Origin of the sequence: Flavobacterium sp. (assembly GCF_965262375.1) — a bacterium.
Lineage (GTDB): Bacteria > Bacteroidota > Bacteroidia > Flavobacteriales > Flavobacteriaceae > Flavobacterium.
In genome coordinates, this window is sequence record NZ_OZ253527.1 from 1,208,393 (window position 1) to 1,232,193 (window position 23,801).

Genomic DNA, 23,801 nt, shown 5'->3' on the forward strand with positions numbered 1-23,801 from the left:
TAAAGTGTAAGTTTCTAAATTCTGAATTCCAAATTCTAATTTCAAGTGTAAGTTTCTAAATTCTAAATTCTGAATTCTAAATTCCTAAATACAACTAAGATTAAAACCGAAGCCCTCCGCCTTGGTTTTCTTTCCTGTGGCATTTCGCAAGCCGATTTTTTAGAAACCGAAGCACCGCGTTTGGAGGCTTGGCTTAACAAAAGCATGCACGGGCAGATGAGCTACATGGAAAATCATTTTGACAAGCGTTTAGACCCGAGATTATTGGTCGATGGGGCAAAAAGCGTGATTTCCTTGTTGTTGAATTATTATCCAAGTGAGATTCAAAATACCGATTCCTATAAAATTTCAAAGTATGCCTATGGCGAAGATTATCATTTTGTGATAAAAGATAAATTGAAAGATTTGTTGCATTTTATACAAGAAGAAATCGGAGAAGTCAACGCCAGAGTTTTTGTGGATTCAGCACCCGTGCTTGACAAAGCTTGGGCCGCAAAAAGTGGCTTAGGCTGGGTAGGTAAAAACAGTAATTTAATCACTAAGCAGGTTGGCTCTTTCTATTTTATTGCTGAAATCATTTTAGATTTAGACCTAGAATACGATACGCCAACGACCGACCATTGTGGCAAATGTACCGCTTGTCTTGATGCTTGTCCTACGGGAGCAATTATTCAACCTTATGTAGTAGACGGGAGTAAATGTATTTCTTATTTTACCATTGAATTGAAGGATAATATCCCTATGGAAATGAAAAATACTTTTGACGACTGGATGTTTGGATGTGATGTGTGTCAAGATGTGTGCCCTTGGAATCGATTTGCCAAACCACATCAGGAAGCTGCGTTTCAACCCAACGAGGATTTACTTCAATTTTCTAAAAAAGATTGGGAAGAAATTACCGAAGATGTCTTTCGAAAAGTATTTAAAAATTCGGCTGTTAAACGTGCAAAACATTCAGGTTTACAACGAAACATTGCATTTTTAAAAGATTAAATGCAGAAAAATTTTCATTCTTTTATCGCAACACTTACCTTTGCTGGTTCATATAAAGGCAAAAAACTATGTCAGACGATAAAAAAAGAAGAGAAGCCCTATTGTACCACGCGAAACCACAACCAGGAAAAATCAAAGTGGTTCCGACTAAAAAATATGCTACACAACGTGATTTATCATTGGCCTATTCGCCAGGAGTAGCTGAACCTTGTATTGAAATTTCAAAAGATATTGATAAAGTTTACAAATATACCGCCAAAGGAAACTTAGTGGCCGTAATTTCTAATGGTACTGCGGTTTTAGGTCTAGGTGATATTGGTCCTGAAGCTTCAAAACCCGTAATGGAAGGGAAAGCTTTACTATTTAAAATATTTTCAGATATCGATGTTTTTGATATTGAGGTAGACGCTACTGATGTTGATAAATTTGTAGAAACCGTAAAAGCAATTGCGCCAACTTTTGGTGGGATTAACTTAGAAGATATCAAAGCACCCGAATCTTTTGAAATTGAAAGAAGATTAGTGGAGGAATTAAATATTCCGGTGATGCACGATGACCAGCATGGTACTGCTATTATCTCCTCGGCAGCTTTGTTGAATGCTTTGGAATTAGCTGAAAAAGATATTGATAAAATCAAATTGGTTGTATCTGGAGCAGGTTCTGCAGCTTTAGCTTGTGCTAATTTGTACGTGGCTTTAGGAGTAAAAGCAGAAAATATTTATATGTTCGATGTCAATGGGATGCTAACTACAGACCGTACCGATTTGCTAGGACATCAAAATCGATATGCTAAAAACGAATCGGCAAAAACCTTAGGGGAAGCACTTGTAGGTGCCGATATGTTTTTAGGACTTTCTGCCGGTAATGTGTTAAAACCCGAAATGTTGTTAACTATGGCTAACAATCCTATTGTTTTTGCCATGGCTAATCCAGTTCCAGAAATCGATTACAATCTTGCGATAAGTACGCGTGAAGATATCATCATGGCAACAGGACGTTCAGATTATCCGAATCAGGTGAATAATGTATTAGGGTTCCCGTATATTTTCCGAGGAGCATTAGATGTAAGAGCCACCAAGATTAATGAAGCTATGAAAATGGCTGCGGTTAAAGCTTTGGCATGTTTGGCTAAACAACCCGTTCCTGAACAAGTAAATGTAGCGTACGGGGAAACAAAATTAGTTTTTGGTCGTGATTATATTATTCCTAAACCATTTGACCCTCGTTTGATTGCCGAAGTTGCTCCTGCCGTAGCTAAAGCAGCTATGGAAAGCGGTGTGGCACAACAGCCTATTACCGATTGGGATGCTTACAAAGACCAATTACTAGAGCGTTTAGGTTCTGATAATAAAATGGTGCGTATGCTAGTTAACCGTGCTAAAACAAATCCTAAAAAAGTTGTTTTTGCCGAAGCAGACCATTTAGATGTCTTGAAAGCCGCTCAAATTGTTTTTGAAGAGGGTATTGGAACACCTATTTTGTTAGGAAATAAAGAAATTATCTTAGAATTAAAAGAAGAATTAGGTTTTGAGGCTGAGGTAGAAATCATCGACCCTAAATCTAAAGAAGAAGAAGCACGTAAAAATCGTTTCGCAGAGAAATACTGGGAAAGCAGACGTAGAAAAGGAATTACGTTACTAGATGCCCAAAAATGGATGCGTGAGCGTAATTACTTTGCCGCGATGATGATTAACGAAGGGGAAGCAGATGCTTTAGTTACAGGGTATTCTCGCAGTTATCCATCGGTAGTAAAACCAATGATGGAATTGATAGGTAAGGGGCAAGGGGTAAGCCGTATTGCAACAACCAACTTGATGATGACAGCACGTGGTCCTATGTTCTTAGCAGATACCGCTATTAATCCTAATCCATCAGCGGAAGACTTAGCGCGTATTGCTTTGATGACTGCTCGAACGGTGAAGTTATTTGGTATGGAACCGGTAATGGCGATGGTGTCGTTTTCTAACTTTGGTTCCTCAAAAGATGCAAGTGCGGCTAAAGTGCGTCAAGCGGTTTCTTATTTACATCAAAATTATCCAGATTTAATAGTGGATGGTGAAATTCAAACGGATTTTGCTTTGAATCCTGAGATGTTAAAAAGTAAGTTCCCATTCTCTAAATTAGCAGGACATAAAGTAAATACCTTAGTGTTTCCAAATTTAGAATCGGCGAATATTACCTATAAAATGTTGAAAGAACTATATAAAGTTGATTCCATCGGACCTATCATGTTAGGATTAAATAAACCAGTGCATATTTTCCAGTTAGGAGCAAGTGTGGAAGAGATGGTAAATATGGCAACCATTGCAGTAATTGATGCACAAGAAAAAGAGAAAAGAGTACGTACTCAAAAATAAATTCTTGAAAAATGCATTTGAAAATCAGGAAGTTGGCAATCTAATAAAATTACTATATTTGGTGGAATAATTATAAGCCAATAATGATTGCACATATTCAAGGAAAATTAGTAGAGAAAAACCCTACCGACGTTGTGATTGATTGCAACGGGGTAGGGTATTTCATTAATATATCATTACACACTTTTGGACTATTGCCCGCTACCGATATGATTAAGTTGTATACTCATCTTCAAATAAAAGAAGATGCGCATACGCTTTTCGGCTTTATGCAAAAATCAGAAAGAGAAATCTTTAGATTATTGATTTCAGTTTCAGGAATCGGAGCCAATACGGCCAGAACCATGTTATCCTCCTTAGAGCCCAAACAAATCGTCAATGCCATAGCGACCGAAAATGTTGGCGTGATTCAATCGATTAAAGGAATAGGTGCAAAAACAGCACAAAGAGCCATCATTGAACTTAAAGATAAAGTGTTAAAAATCTATGAGATTGATGAAGTTTCTTTAGTGCCAAACAATACAAACAAAGATGAAGCGTTATCTGCTTTAGAGGTTTTAGGTTTTGTGCGTAAAACCGCCGAAAAAGTCGTAGATAAAATTTTAGCATCTACACCTGATGCTACTGTAGAAAATATCATTAAACAAGCCTTAAAAAATTTATAAGTTTTGAAAAATAATTCTTCTTATTCACCACTTATGTATCTTAAAAACAGTTTTTTTGTACTGTTTTTATTTGTTTTTTCAAATGTCTTTGCTCAGGAGGAAAAAGATACGGTAAAAGGGTATAATAAAGGGAAAATGGATTTGCCAAATCCTAAAAGTATCCTTGAAGCCTATACGTATGATCCAGTAACTGATAGATATATTTATACTAAAACTTTTGAAGGTTTTAACGTAGATTATCCCATTGTATTAACGCCTGAGGAATATCAGAAGTTGATTCAGAAAGAGGCAATGCGCAATTATTTTAAGGAAAAAATAGATGCTTTGGCGGGACAAAAGAAAGGGTCTGAAGAAAAGAAAAAGAATTTATTACCGCGTTATTATATCAGATCTGGCTTGTTTGAATCTATTTTTGGAAGTAATACTATTGATATCAAACCAACTGGTAGTGTTGAGGTGGATTTAGGAATGCGCTATTCTAAGCAAGATAATCCCGCTTTATCTCCTCGAAATCGTGAATTATTTAACTTTGATTTTAATCAGAGAATCAGTATGAGTTTGACTGGGCAAGTGGGGACTAGGCTAAAAGTCAATGTGAATTATGATACGGAATCTACTTTTGCTTTTCAAAATCTTATCAAATTAGAATACACACCTACCGAAGACGATATTTTACAAAAAATTGAGTTAGGTAATGTGAGCATGCCCGTTACTAACAGTTTGATCCGTGGTGCGCAAAGTTTATTTGGGGTTAAAACACAACTTAAGTTTGGTAAAACAACTTTTACAGGGGTGTTTTCAGAACAAAAATCACAAACCAAAACGGTGACTTCTCAAGGTGGTGGATTGGTGCAGGATTTTAGCCTTTTTGCACTCGATTATGATGCGGATAGACACTTTTTCTTATCTCAATATTTCAGAAATCGATATGATAATGCTTTAGAGACATATCCAGTTATTAATGCTAGAACACAAATTACCCGCCTTGAAGTTTGGGTAACCAACAGGCAAAATAGAATTACAGCTGGAGGGGATGGAAATAACATAAGAAATGTAGTGGCTCTTGCCGATTTAGGTGAAGAACGTAATGCTGCTATCCCTACAAATGAAATTGTAGGATTGGGTGTTATTCCTCCTAATTTCTTTACAGGAGTTCCAGATGCTCCTTCTGATAATAAAAACAATGCTTTCAACCCTAAAGAAATTGGAATAGGTAATAGTAATTTAAATCTTGCTATTCGTGATGTTTCAAATGCTTCTGCTGGGTTTACTGGGGTCAATGTGACTGAAGGTGTTGATTATTCGAAACTTGAAAATGCTCGTAAATTGAATCCTAGTGAGTATACATATCATCCACAACTGGGGTATATATCGTTAAATCAGCGTTTGACTAATGATGAGGTGCTAGCTGTAGCTTATCAGTATACTGAAGGAGACAAAGTGTTTCAAGTGGGAGAGTTTGGTAACGATGGTGTCGATGCGACTGTGGTTGATGCTAATGATATACCTTCAAGTAATGCTTTAATTTTGAAATTGCTTAAGCCTAATTTAAATAATATTAATAAGCCTATATGGAATTTGATGATGAAGAATATCTATCAAATCCCTGGAGCTTATCAGTTAGATAAAACTGATTTTAAATTCAATATTTTATACAGTGATCCTTCACCGGTGAATTATATTAATTTGGTCGATCCTAAACCTACTAACGATATTAGTGGTTTGCCATTGCTTAGGGTTTTTGATGTCGACAAATTGAATTATTACAATGACCCTAATAGTCCTGATGGTTATTTTGATTATTTACCTGGATTAACCGTTGATACTCAAAATGCTCGTATTATATTTACTAAGGTTGAACCATTTGGGCAAAGTCTTTTTAATAAGTTGAAAACATCTCCAGCGGAGGTGTATAACAATGATAATGATTTGACCTATAATGCCAATCAAAAAAAATATGTTTTCAGAAGTTTATATAGAGAAACTCAAGCCGCAGCATTACAAAAATCAGAGAAAAACAAATTTCAATTAAAAGGTAAGTTCAAGTCCTCTGGTGGCGATGGAATATCTTTAGGAGCCGTAAATGTACCTCGTGGATCTGTTGTGGTAACTGCTGGAGGAAGGGTTTTGAAAGAGGGATTAGATTATACGGTTAACTATCAGGCTGGTAAAGTTCAAATTTTAGATCCAGGGCTTCAAGCCTCGGGTGTTCCTATTCAAGTTTCCGTTGAAAATAACTCTGTGTTTGGTCAACAAACACGTAGGTTTATGGGGTTTGATATAGAGCATAAATTTTCTGATAAAATTCAGATGAATGCTACCCTAATTAATTTATCAGAACGACCTTTTACGGTAAAATCTAATTACGGTCAGGAGTCGGTAAATAATACTATGTTTGGTTTAAATGGTAATTTCTCTACTGAAATTCCTTTGTTTACACGTTTGGTTAACAAACTACCGAATGTAGATACTGATGTGCCTTCAAATTTATCATTACGTGCGGAGTTTGCTTATTTAATGCCAGGGACGTCTAAAATCGATCAGTTTAATGGCGAATCTACCGTGTATGTCGATGATTTTGAAGGGTCGCAATCAACTATTGATATGCGTTCTCCACAATCGTGGTCATTAGCCAGTGTGCCTACGGCGTTTCAGGGCGGTATTTTGAATGATAGATTATCATATGGTTACAATCGTGCGAAATTAAATTGGTATACTATCGATCCTGTTTTTTATGCTAATGATAGACCTGCAGATGTTAATGACAACGAACTTTCAAAATATGATACTAGAAGAATTTATCTGGAGGAGTTATATCCGCAAACTAATGTTGCAGTAGGTGAATCTACAGTAGTAAATACGTTAGATTTGACATATTACCCTAAAGAAAGAGGGCCTTTTAATTTTAATCCTAATGCCATTTCTAATCAGCCTTTAGATACTAATAAATCGTTTGCAGGGATCATGCGTCCTATAACTACTACCAACTTTGAACAGTCGAATGTGGAATATATGCAGTTTTGGATATTAGATCCGTATTATAATACAAATGTTTCTCCTGCAAATACAGGGAAGTTAACCATCCACTTAGGTGAAGTATCGGAAGATGTCTTGAACGATGGAAGAAAGTTTTATGAAAATGGAATGCCAGGTCCTAGCTCTAATCAAAAGGTGAATACTAATGAGTGGGGAAAACAACCTATCAATCAATCTTTAATTTATGCTTTTGATGCTGATTCAGCTAACAGAACCTATCAAGATGTTGGATTAAACGGTTTGAATGATGCAGAAGAAAAACTAAAATTTGCCAATTTTGCTAATGAAGAAGACCCAGCACAAGATAACTATCAATTTTACTTAAATACGAGAGGAGGCATTGTAGAAAAATACAAAAAATATAATGGTACAGAGAATAACTCCCCTGTAGATGTGGGCGATACCAATAGAGGAAATGGGACGCTCCCAGATGTAGAAGATATTAACCGTGACAATACGATGAATACCGTAGAAGCATATTTTTTCTATGATATTGATGTGAAACCGAATACAAAAGTTGGCGATAATTATATCGTTAGTGAACGTATCAAACCAGTTCCTTTGAGTAATGGACAAACAACAGAAGTACGTTGGTTGCAGTATAAGATACCTATTGATCCAAATAGTGCCAATAAAGTAGGTCCGATATCAGATAAACGTTCTATTCGTTTCATGCGAATGTTGATGAGCGGATTTAATGAACAAGTTACCGTACGTTTTGGTGCCTTAGATTTAGTGCGTGGAGAATGGCGTAGATACACTCAGCAGTTGGATCCAGCTCTTCCACAAGTTGAAACTGGTTTTGATGCACAAAGCGTGAATATACAGGAGAATGAATCCCGTAGCCCTATTCCTTATGTGATGCCTCCGGGGGTGCAAAGAGAGCAAATTAATAATAATAATACTATAATCAATCAAAATGAACAATCGTTAGCGCTACGTGTTTACGGTGTTGCTGGTAAATCAAGTGGACTTGCAGAAGGTGATTCTCGTGCCGTTTTTAAAAACGTGAGCGTAGACATGCGTCAGTACAAACGTTTGAAAATGTTTTTACACGCAGAAGCTTTACCAGAAGATGTATTGAAAGATGATGAAATGCATGCTTTTATTCGTTTTGGTAATGATTTTACAAACAATTTCTATCAAATTGAAATTCCACTAAAAGTTACAGCGACTACTGCAGGTAGGAACGCTAATTTAATTTGGCCTGCAGCTAATGAAATGGATGTGGTTTTAGATGCCTTGGGAAAACTTAAAATTGATAGTTTCAAGACTACTGTGGGTGGTGATGGTATTTTTGTTAAAAATGCTGGTGAATATGGCGGTTCTTCTAATAAAGATTTACTTATAGGGGTAAAAGGGAATCCTAATATTGGGTATGTGAGAACCATAATGGTGGGACTTAAAAATCCTAAAAATGGGATTTCTACTGATCCTGTTCGTGGGGAAGTATGGTTCAACGAATTACGTTTGGCCGACATGGATAACAAAGGCGGTATGGCTGCTACGGCTAGTTTAGATACTAACTTTGCTGATTTCTTAACTTTATCCGCTACTGGAAAAATGGGAACTGTTGGTTTTGGAAGTATAGAGCAAAAACCCAATGAACGTAGCCGTGAAGATATGTGGCAATATGATGTGGTTACTAATGTTGGGTTAGGTAAATTATTGCCTAAGAAATGGGGGATTAATCTGCCAATGAATTATGCTATTGGAGAACAAACTATTACTCCTGAGTACGATCCTTTATATCAAGATTTAAAACTGAATGATGTGTTAAGTCGTGCGCAAAGCGAGGCTGAAAAAGACGCGATAAAGAAAAGATCTGAAAATTTTACCAAAAGAGAAAGTATTAGCTTCATTGGTGTTAAAAAAGATAGAAATGCTGAGCAAAAACCTCATTTTTACGATGTAGAAAATCTAACGGTTTCCTATTCTTATAGTGCTACAAAACATCGTGATTTTGAAATGGAAAATGTTTTAGATCAGCAAGTACGTACTTCTGCCGATTATAATTATGCCTTTAAAACAAAAGCAATTGAGCCATTTAAATCTACTGCTTTTATGAAAAAAAGTACGTATTGGAAACTATTAAGCGATCTTAATTTTAATTATTTGCCTAATAACATCAATTTCAGTTCTGCCATTATGCGTCAGTTCAATAAGCAGCAGATTCGTCAAGTGGATGAAGGTGTTGTAGCAGGAGTAGGACCTCAATACCGTAGAAATTTCTTGTTCAATTATAATTATGGATTTAATTTTAATTTTACCCGTTCTTTAAAAGCAAATTATTCCGCTTCAACAGGTAATATTATCAGAACATCGGATCCTATTTTGACCAATAGTTTAGATAGTCCAGAATATACGGTATGGGATGATTTCTGGAATATTGGGGAGCCTAATCAACACAATCAGAAAGTGACTGTGAATTATGAATTGCCTATCAATAAAATTCCGTTATTGTCTTTTGTGAAGTCTGATTATACTTATACTGGTGACTATTCTTGGAATAGAGGTGCGGTGGCTTTGCATGAGTTCAGACCGGATTCGAACAATCCAAATTTGGTGTATGATTTAGGGAACACTGTTCAAAATGCTAATACGCATAAATTGTCTACAAGTTTTACTATGAGTACTTTGTACAAATACATTGGCTTAGTAAAATTTGCTGAGAGAAGCAAAAAAAGCACTAAAGCGGCAACGCCTGTAGCTCCACCAAAACCTGGAGAAAAAATTGTAGCAAAACCAAAAGAGAAAGTGGCAAAAGCTAATGTTTTTACAGATGGCTTAATTGGTTTAGCAACGAGTTTAAAACAAACTCAAATCACTTATTCAGAAACAAATGGAACTATGTTACCGGGTTTCTTGCCAAGTATTGGTTTCTTTGGCTCTACTAAGCCCTCTTTAGGGTTTATTTTTGGTTCTCAAGATGATATCCGTTTTGAAGCAGCTAAAAGAGGTTATTTAACGAATTATCCTGAATTTAATCAAAACTTTACTCAAGTGATGACTAAACAAATTCAGGCTACAGCTAATTTGGAACCTTTCAATGATTTGAAAATTGATATTACTGCAGATCGTAATGAATCTACAAATTACAGTGAGCAATATAATGTAGTTGATAATGAGTATCATTCGTTATCACCTTTTTCTACTGGAAATTTTTCCATCTCAACGATGATGATTGGTAACTCATTTGCTCAAAGTGATGAAAATGGTTCTGCGGCTTTTCAAGCTTTTAGAGATAATAGATTAGAAATAGCCAGAAGACTTGCTACTGCTAGGGGTATTGATATTTCAAATCCAGCTAATATTGATCCTTACGGTTTTCCTAATGGGTATAGTAAAAATAGCCAACAAGTATTATTGCCTGCTTTCTTAGCTGCTTATACAAGCGATTTTAATTCGGCTGCAACAATTCCGTTATCGTACAAAAGAAGTTTTCCGTTGCCTAACTGGAATGTGAAATATACAGGGTTAATGCGCTATAAATTTTTTAAAGATCGATTTAAAAAAATCAGTTTACAACATGCTTATAAAGCAGCTTATACAGTCAATTCATTACGATCGAATATCGAATATGATAAAAATCCTGATGGACGAGATGTATCAGGGAATTACTATGGCCAAAATCTTATTGGTAATGTCAACTTGACTGAGCAATTCAATCCGTTAATTATGGTTGATTTTGAATTTAAAAATTCAATGAAACTAATAGCAACGATTAAAAGAGATCGTACCTTGTCGATGAGTTTTGATAATAACTTATTGACTGAAATGAAAGGTCAGGAATATGTAATAGGGTTGGGCTACCGTATTAAAGATGTTACGCTTAGAACTCGTTTAGCTGATAATCCTAGTGGAGTAGTGAAAAGCGATATCAATTTAAGAGCCGATTTGTCTTTTAGAAATAACAAAACATTAGTAAGAAGCTTGGATTATGATAATAATCAAATAGGAGGCGGTCAAAATATTATCTCGGCTAAGCTTACAGGCGATTATAAGATGAGTAGTAATTTGACAACGTTGTTTAATTTTGATTATAATTTTAATAAATCGGAAATATCTACTGCGTTCCCAATTACGAACATTCGAGCTTATTTTACTTTGCGATATACGCTAGGAAATTAATTTTAGAAATTCTATGGTTATTCTTTGAATAATTATACTTTTGCAATCAAAATTGAAACACAATGAACATACCAGCTAATTTAAAGTACACAAAAGATCACGAGTGGGTAAGCATCGAAGGGGATGTAGCTACTGTAGGGATTACTGATTTCGCTCAAAAAGAATTAGGAGATATCGTTTATGTTGAAGTAGATACTTTGGATCAAACTTTAGCAAAAGACGAAGTTTTCGGAACAGTAGAAGCTGTTAAAACCGTTTCTGACTTATTCTTGCCTTTATCAGGTGAAATCGTTGAATTTAATGAAGAATTAGAATCTAATCCGGAATTAGTAAATTCAGATCCATATGGAGCGGCTTGGATGATTAAAGTAAAAATCTCTGATGCTTCTGAAATCGATTCTTTATTATCAAGTGATGATTATAAGAGCCTTATCGGAGCCTAATAAAAAATCCTTTTTTTGGGCTTTAGGATGGACGCTGTTTGTGTTGCTTCTTAGCTTCAAAGCGCCCTCATTAAATCCAAAATTTATATTTCCTTATCAAGACAAAGTAGCGCATTTTGTGTTCTACTTTGTCTTTGTTTTTTTATGGAGTCTCTTTTTAGTAGCGCGCAATCATTTGAATTTTAAATGGCTTTTTAGGCTATTTGTAATAGCGATAATTCTTGGTGGTTCTGTTGAAATTGCGCAGGAGGTATTTACCACCACGCGACATGCTGAAGTGCTAGATATGTTAGCCAATACTTTAGGCGCTTTGCTGAGTAGTTTTTTTGTGACTAAGTTTTTTTTAATAAAATGATAAAAAACAGTTCCCACTTTGGTGGGATTTTTTATTTTTATCTATTGGTATCTTTTAAATTTTTAACATGAAGGCAATTCAAAACTATCTAGATTCTACATATTTAAAAACGGCACAGCAAGCTCAGTTATCTGAATCGGAAAACACAAAAGTGGTTCAATCGGTTGTTTTAGAAGCCATTCAAGAGGGTTTCAAATTGGTGATGATCCGCCCAGATCAAGTTTCCTTTGCTAAATCGCTAGTACAGGATGCTGCGTCTAATCTATTAGTGGGTACAGTCATTGATTTTCCACAGGGCACAGGTTCTTTGCAAGAGAAGCTTTCAGAAGCACAACAGGCGATCAATAATGGTGCGGATGAGCTTGATTTTGTGGTGAATTATGAGGCTTTTAAGAACGGGGCTGTAGATGCGGTTAAAGAGGAAGTGTATCAATGTACTCGTTTAGGATTAGAGCATCATAAAGTAGTTAAATTTATTATTGAAGTGGCTGCACTTTCTGATGATCAAATTATTCAATTAACCAGTTTGATCAAACAATGTGTAGTTACGCATTTTAAAGAAAGTGAGTTTCAAAAAGTATTTGTAAAATCATCTACGGGTTTTTTTGTTACTCAAAATCAATTGCCCAATGGAGCAACCTCACACACCATTAGTTTGATGTTAGAAAATGCATATCCATTGCCCGTGAAGGCCGCGGGAGGGGTTCGTACACAACAGGAAGCTATTGAAATGATTAAACTGGGAGTGATGCGTATTGGAACATCTTCAGCTAAATCTATTGCAGCTGGTTTTATTGCAGATAGTGATTATTAGTTGATTTTGTAATTCGTTGTAAGTTGTTGAAAAACAGGTTGTAATGACCAGTGTTATCCGCATAGTGTTTTGATTAACTACGCTGGGATAAAGTAGTATTGAGAGTTGGTTATGAAAAAAATGATATATAAAATTACATCTATGAAAAATGTATTCCTTTTGTGGGGGTTGTTATTGGTTAATATACTTCAAGCGCAAGTGGTTAATCAAGAAACAGTACCTGTGTTTCCTGCTTGCAAATCAGTTTTACAAAAGGAACAGAAACCATGTTTTGACTTGCAATTGCAACAATTTGTATTCAATAATTTTAATACGCCAGCTATAGTTGCTGATAAAAAATATGTAGGTAAAATTATTACCCTGTTTGAAGTTGATGCCGAAGGGCAATTTCAAATAATTTATATAGATGCGCTATATCCTGAATTAAAAGCGGAAATAAAGCGCGTTTTTTCTCTTTTACCTAAAGTTGAACCAGGTACTTTTAATGGGGTGCCTACTTATGTGAAATATACTTTAAATACAGACTTACCTCTTAAAGATTCATTAAAATTAGCACTTGTCGATTCAGAAAATTTAAACGAAAAAAAACCTGAACTTGAAAGCCATGAATTTGATCAAGTTGAAAAAAATTATAGTGTTTTTTCAAACCCTCAATTTAAAAGTCATCTCAACATTCCATTCAGTCACAGTTATTATAGTCAAATAGCTGCTGCGATGGATCAAGTAGGGACAAATAATCATACGGGATCAAAACCATTTACATATTCGGAAGTTAGTCGATATTTTGATTTTGAAAAACATACTAATTCATTGCTAGTGCCTAAAAAATCTTGGTGGGGCAGAAAATTGCTTAACGAAAATTTAGTTGCCATTCAAGGTAAAGACTATTGGTTTACTTTGAATCCAATTTTTGATTTGCGTTTAGGGACTACTTCTCCTAATGTTGGCGGCTATACGTACACTAACACACGTGCGATTCAATTGCAGGGAGGATTGGCGGCTGATTTAGTGTTTTCTTCTTCAATTTATGAAAGCCAAGGGTATTTTCCAGATTATTATAATCGGTTAGCAATTGCGCAACGTCCTTCAGGTGGAAACCCAGCTATTATTCCAGGAATTGGTATTGCTAAAGAGTTTAAAGGTAATCAATTTGATTTTCCATCGGCTGAAGCAAATTTGTCCTATACGCCTTCTAAACAGTTGAATTTACAGTTGGGGTATGGTAGGAATTTTATAGGGGATGGTTACCGTTCTTTATTAGAGTCCGATGCTGCAAGCCCGTATCCTTATTTCAAAATTAACACTACTTTTTGGAAAATAAAATACACTAATACCTATATGTGGTTAAAAGACGTTCGACCAGAGGTTACTCTAGAGAAAACGTATGCTACTAAATATATGGCTAATCACTATTTGAGTTGGAATGTTACTAAGCGTTGGAATATGGGCTTTTTTGAGTCTGTAGTTTGGGCAAATACTAATGATAGAGGTTTTGATGTTAATTTTATTAATCCTATAATTTTCTACCGTTCTGTTGAATTCGCTTCTTCATCAAAGAGCGGAAATGCTGCTTTAGGCTTAACCTCTAAATATAAGTGGAACAATCATCTTAATTTTTATGGTCAATTTTTTATAGATGAATTTTCTGTGGGTGATATGTTTGGTGGAAAAGGAAGTTGGAAAAATAAAGTAGGCTACCAAATTGGAGGTAAATATTTTAATGCTTTTGGAGTTCCTAATTTGTACCTCCAAGCCGAGTATAATATAGTTCGTCCGTATGTGTATTCTCATAGTGAGATAATTACTAACTATGCTCATAATAACCAAAATATGGGACACAATTGGGGGGCTAATTTGAATGAATTTATTGGAATTGCGCGTTATAATAAAGGACGTTGGTTTGCAGATGCTAAATTGAATATAGGTTTGAGAGGTTTAGACTTTGATAGCTTATCGGATACTAAAAATTACGGTTCTAATATTTATAAAGATTATGATTTAAACCGTTATGCTGACAACGGTGTTATTGTGGGGCAAGGAAATAAAACGAAGATTTTTATTGCCGATTTGAATGCGGGTTATCTAGTGAATCCCATTGCTAATCTCAAGTTATTTGCAAATTTTATCTATAGAGATTTTAATCCTACCGTTACTACACCTACAGTATTCAAAGAAACGACTACCTGGTTTTCTATTGGTTTACGTTCGGATGTTTTTAATTGGTATTTCGATTATTAATTTTAGGAGTCAAAAAAAAAAATCCCGTTTTTAAAGCTAAAACGGGATTTTATATTTTATGGTAATAAGTGGTGTTAACCTCTAATTTTTCGCTCCCATTTCCAAGCACTAGCCAAAGCTTCTTCTAATGTTGATTGTGCACTCCATCCTAAAACAGAATTGGCTTTATCTGTATTAGCATAAGCAATGGTGATGTCACCTTCGCGGCGTTCAACAATCTTATAAGGTAATTTCTCATCAGAAACAGTTTCAAACGCAGTAATCACTTCTAGTACAGAACTTCCTTTACCCGTACCTACATTAAAAACTTCTACTTTTTCAGTATTCTTTCCTGAAATAAGGCGTTGCAGAGCCACCACATGCGCTTTTGCTAAATCCACGACGTGTATGTAATCACGAACAGCAGTTCCATCGGGCGTAGGATAGTCGTTACCAAAAACAGAAAGTTCCTTGCGTAAACCAACTCCAGTTTGTGTAATAAACGGTACTAAATTTTGTGGTACTCCTAATGGCAGCTCTCCAATTTCAGCCGACGGATGCGCTCCTATAGGATTGAAATAACGCAATAAAATGGCATTAATGCTAGATATTTTAGCTACATCTTTCACGATTTCTTCACCTATTTTCTTCGTGTTTCCATACGGAGAAATAGGTTGTTGTACAGGAGCATCTTCAGTAATAGGCATTACTTCAGCTTGTCCATACACCGTACAAGAAGAACTAAAGATGAAGTTCGCTTTTTCTTTCAGTTGTAATTCTTGCAAAAGATAGACCAAGGTATTGATGTTGTTTTCGTAGTACAACAACGGATTTTCAACACTTTCACCCACGGCTTTACTCGCTGCAAAATGAATTACCCCTTGGATATCCGTATGGGTTTTAAAAAAATCTTGAACGGATTTTTTATCTCTCAAATCCAATTGTACAAAAGCGGGCTGAACACCAATAATCTTCTCGATACCTTTTAAAACATCAATTGAAGAATTGGAAAGATTGTCAATAATGACTACCTCAAAACCTGCGTTGTGTAGTTCTACTACGGTATGAGAACCTATAAAACCTAGGCCACCTGTTACTAAGATAAGCCCCCTATCCCCCAAAGGGGGAACTTCTGTGTAGTTCATATTTGTTATTCAATTTTAAGAATAATCATTTCAAAAGAAATAGGATTATTACTTGATGGATAATAATTGAGCATAAAGCACCAGTTTTCCCCATTTAGGATTAGGAGTTTATACAAACGCTAAAACAGCATCCGTGATATATTTAATTTGTTCGTCGTCTAATTCGGTATGCATTGGTAGTGCAATAACTTCCTGAACCAATTGATTAGTAACTGGAAAATCGGCTTCATTGTATCGAGTATCTACATACGCTTTTTGGCTATGTAATGGAATTGGGTAATAAATAGCGCAAGGAATTTCTTTTAATTGTAAATGTTCCATTAAAGCATCGCGCTTTCCATTAGTGATTCGTAGTACGTATTGATGAAAAACATGGTCGTCTCCAGCCACATCAAATGCTGGCACCACAATATTTGGGTTTACTGCCAAAGCTTCATTGTATTTTCTTGCTGCCTCTCTACGTGCAGTAGCATATTGGTCCAAATGAGGTAATTTAGCCTTTAAAACACCCGCCTGAATACTATCTAAACGTGAATTTACTCCCACTACATCATGATGATAACGCACGTACATTCCGTGATTTACAATACCACGTAAAGTGTGTGCCAAAGCATCATCATTAGTAAAAATTGCACCTCCATCGCCATAACAGCCTAAGTTTTTAGAAGGGAAGAATGAAGTAGAAGCCACATGACCTATAGCGCCTAACTTGGTTTTTGTTCCATTTTCAGACGTGTAATTTGCACCAATTGCTTGTGCATTGTCTTCAATTACAAACAGATTATGAGCAGTTGCTAATTCCATAATGGCATCCATGTTTGCAGCACGACCAAAAAGGTGTACAGGAACAATGGCTTTTGTTTTAGGAGTGATGGCTTTTTTAATAGCCTCGATAGAAATATTCATCGTATCCATTTCTACATCAACTAAAACAGGCGTTAGTTGCAACAAAGCAATAACTTCAACCGTAGCTGCGAAAGTAAAATCAGCCGTGATAACTTCATCTCCAGGCTTTAACCCTAATCCCATCATGGCAATTTGCAAAGCATCAGTGCCATTAGCACATGGAATTACGTGTTTTACGCCTAAATATTTTTCTAAATCGGCTTGAAATTGGTGAACCAAAGGGCCGTTAATATACGTTGTGGTGTCTAAAACTTCCTGAATAGAAGCATTTACTTCGTCTTTTATCTTTTCATATTGACTTTTTAGGTCAACCATTTGCAGTTTTCGCATCGTCAAAAAATTTAGTAAGCAAAACTACTAATTTAATGACTTATTTTCTAAGTTTTCTAAAACTAATGTAATTTAGCCGCATAAAATTTTTGATATGTTTTTTCTATACAATCTCTTGGTTCAAGTTGTAGCCCAACTGCTAAAGTTAGTTGCTGTTTTTAGTCCAAAAATCAAATTATTTGTGGCGGGCAGAAAAACAGTATTTACAACCTTAGAAAACAAAATTCAAAAAGGAGACAAATCTATTTGGTTTCATGCCGCTTCTTTGGGAGAATATGAACAAGGATTACCTGTACTAGAAAAAGTAAAAACCCAATTTCCAAATCACAAAATGGTGGTGACTTTCTTTTCGCCATCAGGTTATGAGGTACGAAAAAACAATACGGTCGCAGATGTCACGGTCTATTTGCCCCTGGACACTGCATCCAATGCACAACGTTTTATTGAAATCCTGAATCCTGAAATGGTTTTCTTTATCAAATATGAATATTGGCCTAATTATTTGAATGAGCTAAAAAAACGTGCTATTAAAACCTATTTAATTTCAGGGATTTTCAGAGAAAAGCAAACGTTTTTCAAATGGTATGGTGGTTTTTACAGAAATGCTTTGAAAAGTTTCAACCATTTCTTTGTTCAAAATGACTCTTCTAAAAATTTGTTGCAAGGCATCGGTTTTACTAATGTGACTGTATCTGGAGATACGCGTTTTGACCGAGTGGTAACTATACTCGAAAGAGATAATCATTTGGATTTTATCGAGCAATTTAAAAATACCCAAACTACTATCGTAATTGGTAGTTCTTGGCCAAAAGATGAAGAATTACTCGTGGAATATATCAATACAACCCCGCATCCAGTAAAATTTATCATTGCACCTCATAACATCCTAGCATCTACCATTGAAACTCTTCAGTCTTCCCTCAAAAAGAAATCGGTTTTATATTCAGAAATGGAAAATAAAAATCTAGCCGATTATGAGGTTTTCATCATAGATACCATTGGAATTTTGACCAAAATATACAGTTATGCCGATATTGCTTATGTGGGTGGAGGTTTTGGAAATCCAGGTGTGCATAACATTTTAGAACCCGCCACTTTTGGCGTTCCGGTTGTAATAGGCTCTAATTACTCCCATTTTGCTGAAGCGACCGCTTTAGTGCATCAAGAAGGTTGCATCAGTATTGCTACTCAAGAACAACTTTCAAATGCTTTTGATTTATTGATTCAAAATGAAGACGAACGATTCGAAAAAGGACATGTGTGTAGTACTTTTGTTCAAATGAACAAAGGAGCCACGGAGAAGATACTCCGCAAACTTTAAACTAAAGACTCATCAATTCTTTAAACAAACTGGTTTGTCTGCGGGAGATTTCTACTTTGGTGTCTTCGTTTAAATGCACTAATAGATTGCCACTAAACCACAAATCAATATTTTTGATATAATTTGTATTAATAATTTGATTTCTGTTGGCTTTAAAGAATTCTGTGGGTAGCTTTTTTTCAATTTGATTGAGCGATTTGTTCAACAAGGCTTTTTCATTATTGAAATGTACTTGGGTATAATTCCCTTCTACTTCGAACAAATAGATGTCAGCAATTTTTACCAGCCAGCATTTTTCGCCATCTTTAATAAAAATTTGATTGGTTGATTGAAGTTTCTGCTCGGCTTGTTCTTGTTGCGCTGTTACTTTCTCTTTAACCTTTTCGACTGCTTTTGCAAATCGAGAAGCACTCACAGGCTTCATAAGATAATCAAGCGCATTATATTCGAATGACTTGATAGCATACTCGTCAAAAGCGGTTGTAAAAACCGTCACAGGTACATTATCGAGCATTTCTAAGAGCTCGAAACCATCTTTCTCAGGCATATTGATGTCTAAAAAAATCAAATCGGGTTTGTACTGTGTAATCAACTCGTAGGCTTTGTCTACATTTTCAGCTTCCGCGATGACTTCTATTTCCGAATGATTCTTAATTAACTCTTTTAATTCATTTCGAGCCAATCGCGAATCTTCCACAATAATGGTTTGTATCTTTTTCATTTGCTATCAGACTAGGGGAATTGTAATGCAAGCTGTAACTTCGTTGTTGGCTTCGGTTAAATCAAAATAGGCTTTGTCGCCGTATAATAATTTCAAACGAGAGGCGATGTTTTTTAATCCAATATGAGTCGAATCTGTTTGAATACGTAATTTACCCGTGTTAATTACTTGAAGTAGCAGTCTTTCATTTTCTACCTTTGTATGTACGCGTACTATGCCACCTTCTTTAAGGTTTGCTACACCATGTTTTACCGCATTTTCTACTAACATTTGTAAAACCATGGGAGGAATTTTTAGCGACATGGTTTCAGGAGCTATATCACTAACGTACTGCAAACGTTCTTCTAACTGTATTTTTGAAATCTGAATGTAATTTTCTACCATTTCCAGCTCGTCTTCCAGTTTTATTTCGTGCAAATCATTTTTAGTCAACGAATAACGCAACATTTCAGAAAGCCGGGTTAACATATCTCTAGAACGGGACGGGTCTTCAAGGATTAAACCACGGATATTATTCAAACTATTGAACATAAAATGTGGGTTGATTTGTCCTTTCAAAGCATTTAACGTGCTTTCTTTTAAATCTGATTCCAACTCCAATTGCTTGATGCGTATTTCTTTGAGGTATTTGATTACTTTGTAGGTCATAACCACGAAAAGCCACACCAGAAATGCAATGGTAAAAAAAGGAACATTGGCTAATTTCATGACTCCATTAAGTTTAACCTCTCTGTCTAAATAATAACTGGCAGGGACATTCAACATAGGCCACAAAAAGATGTGGTACAGAAACTGGGTAATAGCAAAACTAATGGTCAGACCATAAAAAGTTTTGGTGTTGAATTTTTTGAGATTAATTCTATAATCTACATACAGCAAAATAATATTAGAAAGGAAGAAGCCTAAAAAACCACATAAAACACCTTCCACTAAAAAATAACGCAACGAATTATTTTCAAGAGCAGTCCATTTTTCGGTGTTAGATAATTTGTAACTGAGTTTCTCAAATGCCAATGTAAACAAAACATACACTTGCCATCCAAAAAAATTCAGCACATGGTATTTCCAATGGGTGATTAATTTCATTTAAAATAAAATAGCGATTATAAAATTCACGACTACTTCTACCAAATGTAACATAAATTGTATCATAATTTTAAAGTTTAGAGACTTTGGCATTTGAAGGCTATGCCAAAGATAGTGTTATTTGTTTGTTCAGTTTTTTAGTTTGTCAGTTTCGACTTCATCATTCCTGAAACTGAAGTAAGATGAGATGTTTGTTTGATTAAGAAGTACCTTATTTTATTTCTGCTGTAAAGCCTTCTGCAACTCCTGTCAAGAAAATGACAGCAAAAGAAACGGCTACTAACACTACAATTCCGATAATTACTTTTTTTACACTTAAATTTTCCATTCGTTTTTTTGATTAATGATGATTACTATTCGTTTTTGATTGATGATTTTGAATAAAATATTGTTTTGATAAAATCTATAAAACAAAATGTTTTAACGTATATACCACACTAAATCCAACTACAAATCCTATCAATAGCGCTGAAATTATTTTTTTGGTGGTTACTTTTTTTGTTTCCATAGTTTCGAATTTTAATGATTTATTTGATTTTGATAAAACAAATGTAAAACGATTGTTTTTCTATTTTTCCTACAAAATGACGAACGGTAAATAGTCGATGACGAATGGTTTATTCTTAACCAAAACTTAAAATTCGAATACTATTCTCTAAATGTTGTACCTTGCAACCTTATAAAACCAATTATTTAAAATAATGAAATTCTTACGACTACTCCTTATTTTATTCGTATTCCCAACCTTCGCTCAACAAGGCGGTATGTGGATTCCTTCACTACTTAAGGGAATGAACGAAACAGAAATGAAAAATCTAGGCATGAAAATCACGGCTGAAGATATTTATTCTGTGAACAAATCTAGCATGAAAGACGCAGTGCCTCACTTTGATGGCGGTTGTACTGCCGAAGTGATTTCACCTAAAGGATTAATTTTAACCAACCACCACTGTGGTTATGATAATGTACAAAGTCACTCGACTGTAGAGCATGATTACTTAACCAACGGTTTTTGGGCGTACAAAATGGATGAAGAATTACCGAACAAAGACTTATTTGTAACCTTCATCATCCGTATAGAAGACATTACGACTAAAGTTTTAGAAGGTGTAACAAACTTACCTTCGGAAGCAGAAAAACAAAAGAAGATTCAAGAAAACATTACCCTACTAACAAAATCACTACCTAAAGAAGCTTGGCAAGAGAATCTTATCAAGACTTTCTTTGATGGAAATCAATATATTTTATTTGTAACTGAAACATTTAAAGATGTGCGTTTAGTAGGTGCACCACCAAGTTCGATTGGTAAATTTGGTTCCGATACAGACAACTGGGTGTGGCCTCGTCATACGGGCGATTTCTCTTTGTTCCGTATTTATGCTGATAAAAACAACCGTCCTGCAGAATATTCAAAGGACAATGTGCCTTATAAACCCAAACACTTTTTCCCAATTTCTTTAAATGGAGTAAAAGAAAATGACTTTACTATGGTTATGGGGTATCCTGGCCGTACTCAGGAATATTTGCCAAGTTTTGCTGTAGAGCAAATCATGAATGAATTGAATCCTGCAAGAATTGAGGTGCGCGATGCTACTTTAAAAACTCAGAATGCCTTCATGCGAAAAGACCCAGCCATCAAAATACAATATGCCGCTAAGAATGCTTCAATTGCGAATGCTTGGAAGAAATGGATAGGTGAGGCTAAAGGATTGAAAAAATCCAATGCTGTTGGAGCTAAACAAAAATTTGAGGCCGCTCTAACTGAAAAAATCAACCAAGCAGGTAAACAAGCTGAATATGGCCATGTGTTGAATGAATTTAAAACCAATTATGCTAATATACGTGAATATGCATTGGCTAGAGATTACTATAATGAAGTAGTTTTACGCAATTGTGAAATTTTGACTTTTGGTTATAAATTATACCAATTAGAGCAAGTATTAGCTTCTAAAGGAGAGCAGTCATTTAACGACCGCAAAAACAATTTAATCAAAGGATTCCACGATACGTATAAAGATTTCAATGCTCAAGTGGACGAAAAAGTGTTTGAACAATTGGTACAGATTTATGCTACCAAGTCTCCTCAGCAATTTTTACCTACTTCATTAAAAGGAATTGATGTTGCAGCATTAACAGCAGATGTATTTAAGAATTCAAAATTAACTACGTATACAGGTTTGCAAGAGTTATTAAATGGAGATAGCAAAACAGTTATCGAAAAAATGAACCAAGATAAAGCCTATATATTAGTAAAAACTATGGCGGAGGCTTATGATAAGAATGTAGCACCAAAATGGAATGAGATGAATTTGAAAAATATAGCTCTGCAACGCACCTATATGAAAGCCATTATGGAACTAAGTCCAAAATCGGCACGAATATTCCCAGATGCTAATAGTACGCTACGCGTGACCTACGGTAAAGTAAAAGGATACAAACCAAACGATGCGGTTTACTACGAACCTTTCACCACTTTAGATGGTGTAATGGAAAAATATGTCCCTGGTGATTATGAATTTGATGTACCTAAAAAGTTAATTGACCTTTACAACACCAAAGATTTTGGCTCCTATACCGATAAAAATGGCAAAGTTCCAGTAGCTTTTATCGCTACAAATCATACTACAGGTGGAAACTCTGGTTCTCCCGCTTTAGATGCTAAAGGAAACTTGATAGGATGTAACTTTGACCGCGTTTGGGAAGGCACTATGAGTGATATCTACTATAGTCCAGATATTTGTAGGAATATTATGGTGGATTCTCGCTACATCCTTTTCATCATCGACAAGTTTGCAGGAGCTAAAAACTTGATTGAAGAGCTAAAAATTGTAAAAAATACAACGGTTAAAAAGTAAATTAACCATTTGTTAAACAAATATTTACAAATATATTGCAAGCTAAACCAAGTTTGGCATATAAATTGAATACCTTAAAACGTTGGTAAAGAAAATTTTTTAAAAAAAAGTTTGAAAAAAAGTTTTGCATTACAAAAAATTTATATCTTTGCGACACGAATTAATAATTAACCTTTTATAATTAAGTAAGATGAAAAAAGTTGTTTTAACTATGGCTTTAGTTGCTATGATGAGTGTTTCTTGTAAAGATCAAGCTGCTCAAACTGAGGAGACTGCTGTTGAAGCTACAGAAGCTGTTGATACTGCTGCTGTAGATACTGCTGCTGCTGCTGTTGATACTGCTGCTGCTGCTGTTGACTCTGCTGCTACTGAAGTTAAAGCTGAAGAGAAAAAATAATTAGATATTATCTAGTTTATTTAAAAGCT

15 protein-coding genes are annotated in these 23,801 nt (G+C 35.2%); 11 read left to right on the top strand and 4 right to left on the bottom strand.

Features of this window, described 5'->3' with window-relative positions; translation table 11 throughout:
- Positions 1–69: 69 nt before the first annotated feature.
- From queG to ACQY29_RS05700, 8 genes are all read left to right on the top strand, one after another.
- A complete protein-coding gene (gene queG, locus ACQY29_RS05665) occupies positions 70–993 on the top strand; it encodes a tRNA epoxyqueuosine(34) reductase QueG (RefSeq protein ID WP_428225878.1) in 924 nt (307 codons plus the stop codon).
- A 68-nt stretch (positions 994–1,061) separates the two neighbouring features.
- Positions 1,062–3,350 (top strand): NADP-dependent malic enzyme, encoded by a 2,289-nt coding sequence (locus ACQY29_RS05670; RefSeq protein ID WP_428224269.1) that lies wholly within the window; start codon positions 1,062–1,064, stop codon positions 3,348–3,350.
- Positions 3,351–3,433: 83 nt separating this feature from the next.
- Positions 3,434–4,015, top strand: coding sequence for a Holliday junction branch migration protein RuvA (ruvA, locus tag ACQY29_RS05675; protein WP_428224270.1), 582 nt, complete (start codon positions 3,434–3,436; stop codon positions 4,013–4,015).
- A gap of 33 nt (positions 4,016–4,048) precedes the next feature.
- Positions 4,049–11,182 (top strand): cell surface protein SprA, encoded by a 7,134-nt coding sequence (gene sprA / locus ACQY29_RS05680; RefSeq protein ID WP_428225879.1) that lies wholly within the window; start codon positions 4,049–4,051, stop codon positions 11,180–11,182.
- Positions 11,183–11,244: 62 nt separating this feature from the next.
- Positions 11,245–11,625: a glycine cleavage system protein GcvH gene (gene gcvH, locus ACQY29_RS05685; protein WP_428224271.1), complete on the top strand. Its 381-nt coding sequence runs from the start codon at positions 11,245–11,247 to the stop codon at positions 11,623–11,625.
- Positions 11,597–11,980, top strand: a complete 384-nt coding sequence (locus tag ACQY29_RS05690) for a VanZ family protein (RefSeq protein WP_428224272.1) — start codon at positions 11,597–11,599, stop codon at positions 11,978–11,980. Before gcvH ends, ACQY29_RS05690 begins: the two co-directional genes overlap by 29 nt.
- 67 nt (positions 11,981–12,047) lie before the next feature.
- Positions 12,048–12,794, top strand: coding sequence for a deoxyribose-phosphate aldolase (deoC, locus tag ACQY29_RS05695; protein WP_428224273.1), 747 nt, complete (start codon positions 12,048–12,050; stop codon positions 12,792–12,794).
- Positions 12,795–12,914: 120 nt separating this feature from the next.
- Positions 12,915–15,032: a gliding motility protein RemB gene (locus tag ACQY29_RS05700; RefSeq protein ID WP_428224274.1), complete on the top strand. Its 2,118-nt coding sequence runs from the start codon at positions 12,915–12,917 to the stop codon at positions 15,030–15,032.
- 74 nt (positions 15,033–15,106) lie between these two features.
- Here the strand turns inward: ACQY29_RS05700 and galE are convergent, their stop codons facing one another.
- Positions 15,107–16,156: a UDP-glucose 4-epimerase GalE gene (gene galE, locus ACQY29_RS05705; RefSeq protein ID WP_428224275.1), complete on the bottom strand. Its 1,050-nt coding sequence runs from the start codon at positions 16,154–16,156 to the stop codon at positions 15,107–15,109.
- A 108-nt stretch (positions 16,157–16,264) separates the two neighbouring features.
- A complete protein-coding gene (locus ACQY29_RS05710) occupies positions 16,265–17,392 on the bottom strand; it encodes a DegT/DnrJ/EryC1/StrS family aminotransferase (RefSeq protein WP_428224276.1) in 1,128 nt (375 codons plus the stop codon).
- Positions 17,393–17,486: 94 nt separating this feature from the next.
- Between ACQY29_RS05710 and ACQY29_RS05715 the strand changes: the two genes are divergently transcribed.
- Positions 17,487–18,713 carry a 3-deoxy-D-manno-octulosonic acid transferase gene (locus ACQY29_RS05715; protein WP_428224277.1) on the top strand — a complete coding sequence of 409 codons (1,227 nt, stop codon included), beginning with the start codon at positions 17,487–17,489 and terminating at the stop codon, positions 18,711–18,713.
- Position 18,714: 1 nt separating this feature from the next.
- Here the strand turns inward: ACQY29_RS05715 and ACQY29_RS05720 are convergent, their stop codons facing one another.
- Entirely contained in the window at positions 18,715–19,434 is a 720-nt protein-coding gene (locus ACQY29_RS05720) for a LytR/AlgR family response regulator transcription factor (RefSeq protein ID WP_428224278.1), read from the bottom strand.
- Positions 19,435–19,440: 6 nt separating this feature from the next.
- Positions 19,441–20,520, bottom strand: coding sequence for a sensor histidine kinase (locus ACQY29_RS05725; RefSeq protein ID WP_428224279.1), 1,080 nt, complete (start codon positions 20,518–20,520; stop codon positions 19,441–19,443).
- A 701-nt stretch (positions 20,521–21,221) separates the two neighbouring features.
- Here ACQY29_RS05725 and ACQY29_RS05730 point away from each other — a divergent pair.
- Positions 21,222–23,375 carry a S46 family peptidase gene (locus ACQY29_RS05730; protein ID WP_428224280.1) on the top strand — a complete coding sequence of 718 codons (2,154 nt, stop codon included), beginning with the start codon at positions 21,222–21,224 and terminating at the stop codon, positions 23,373–23,375.
- A 190-nt stretch (positions 23,376–23,565) separates the two neighbouring features.
- Entirely contained in the window at positions 23,566–23,772 is a 207-nt protein-coding gene (locus ACQY29_RS05735) for a hypothetical protein (RefSeq protein ID WP_428224281.1), read from the top strand.
- Positions 23,773–23,801 lie beyond the last annotated feature (29 nt).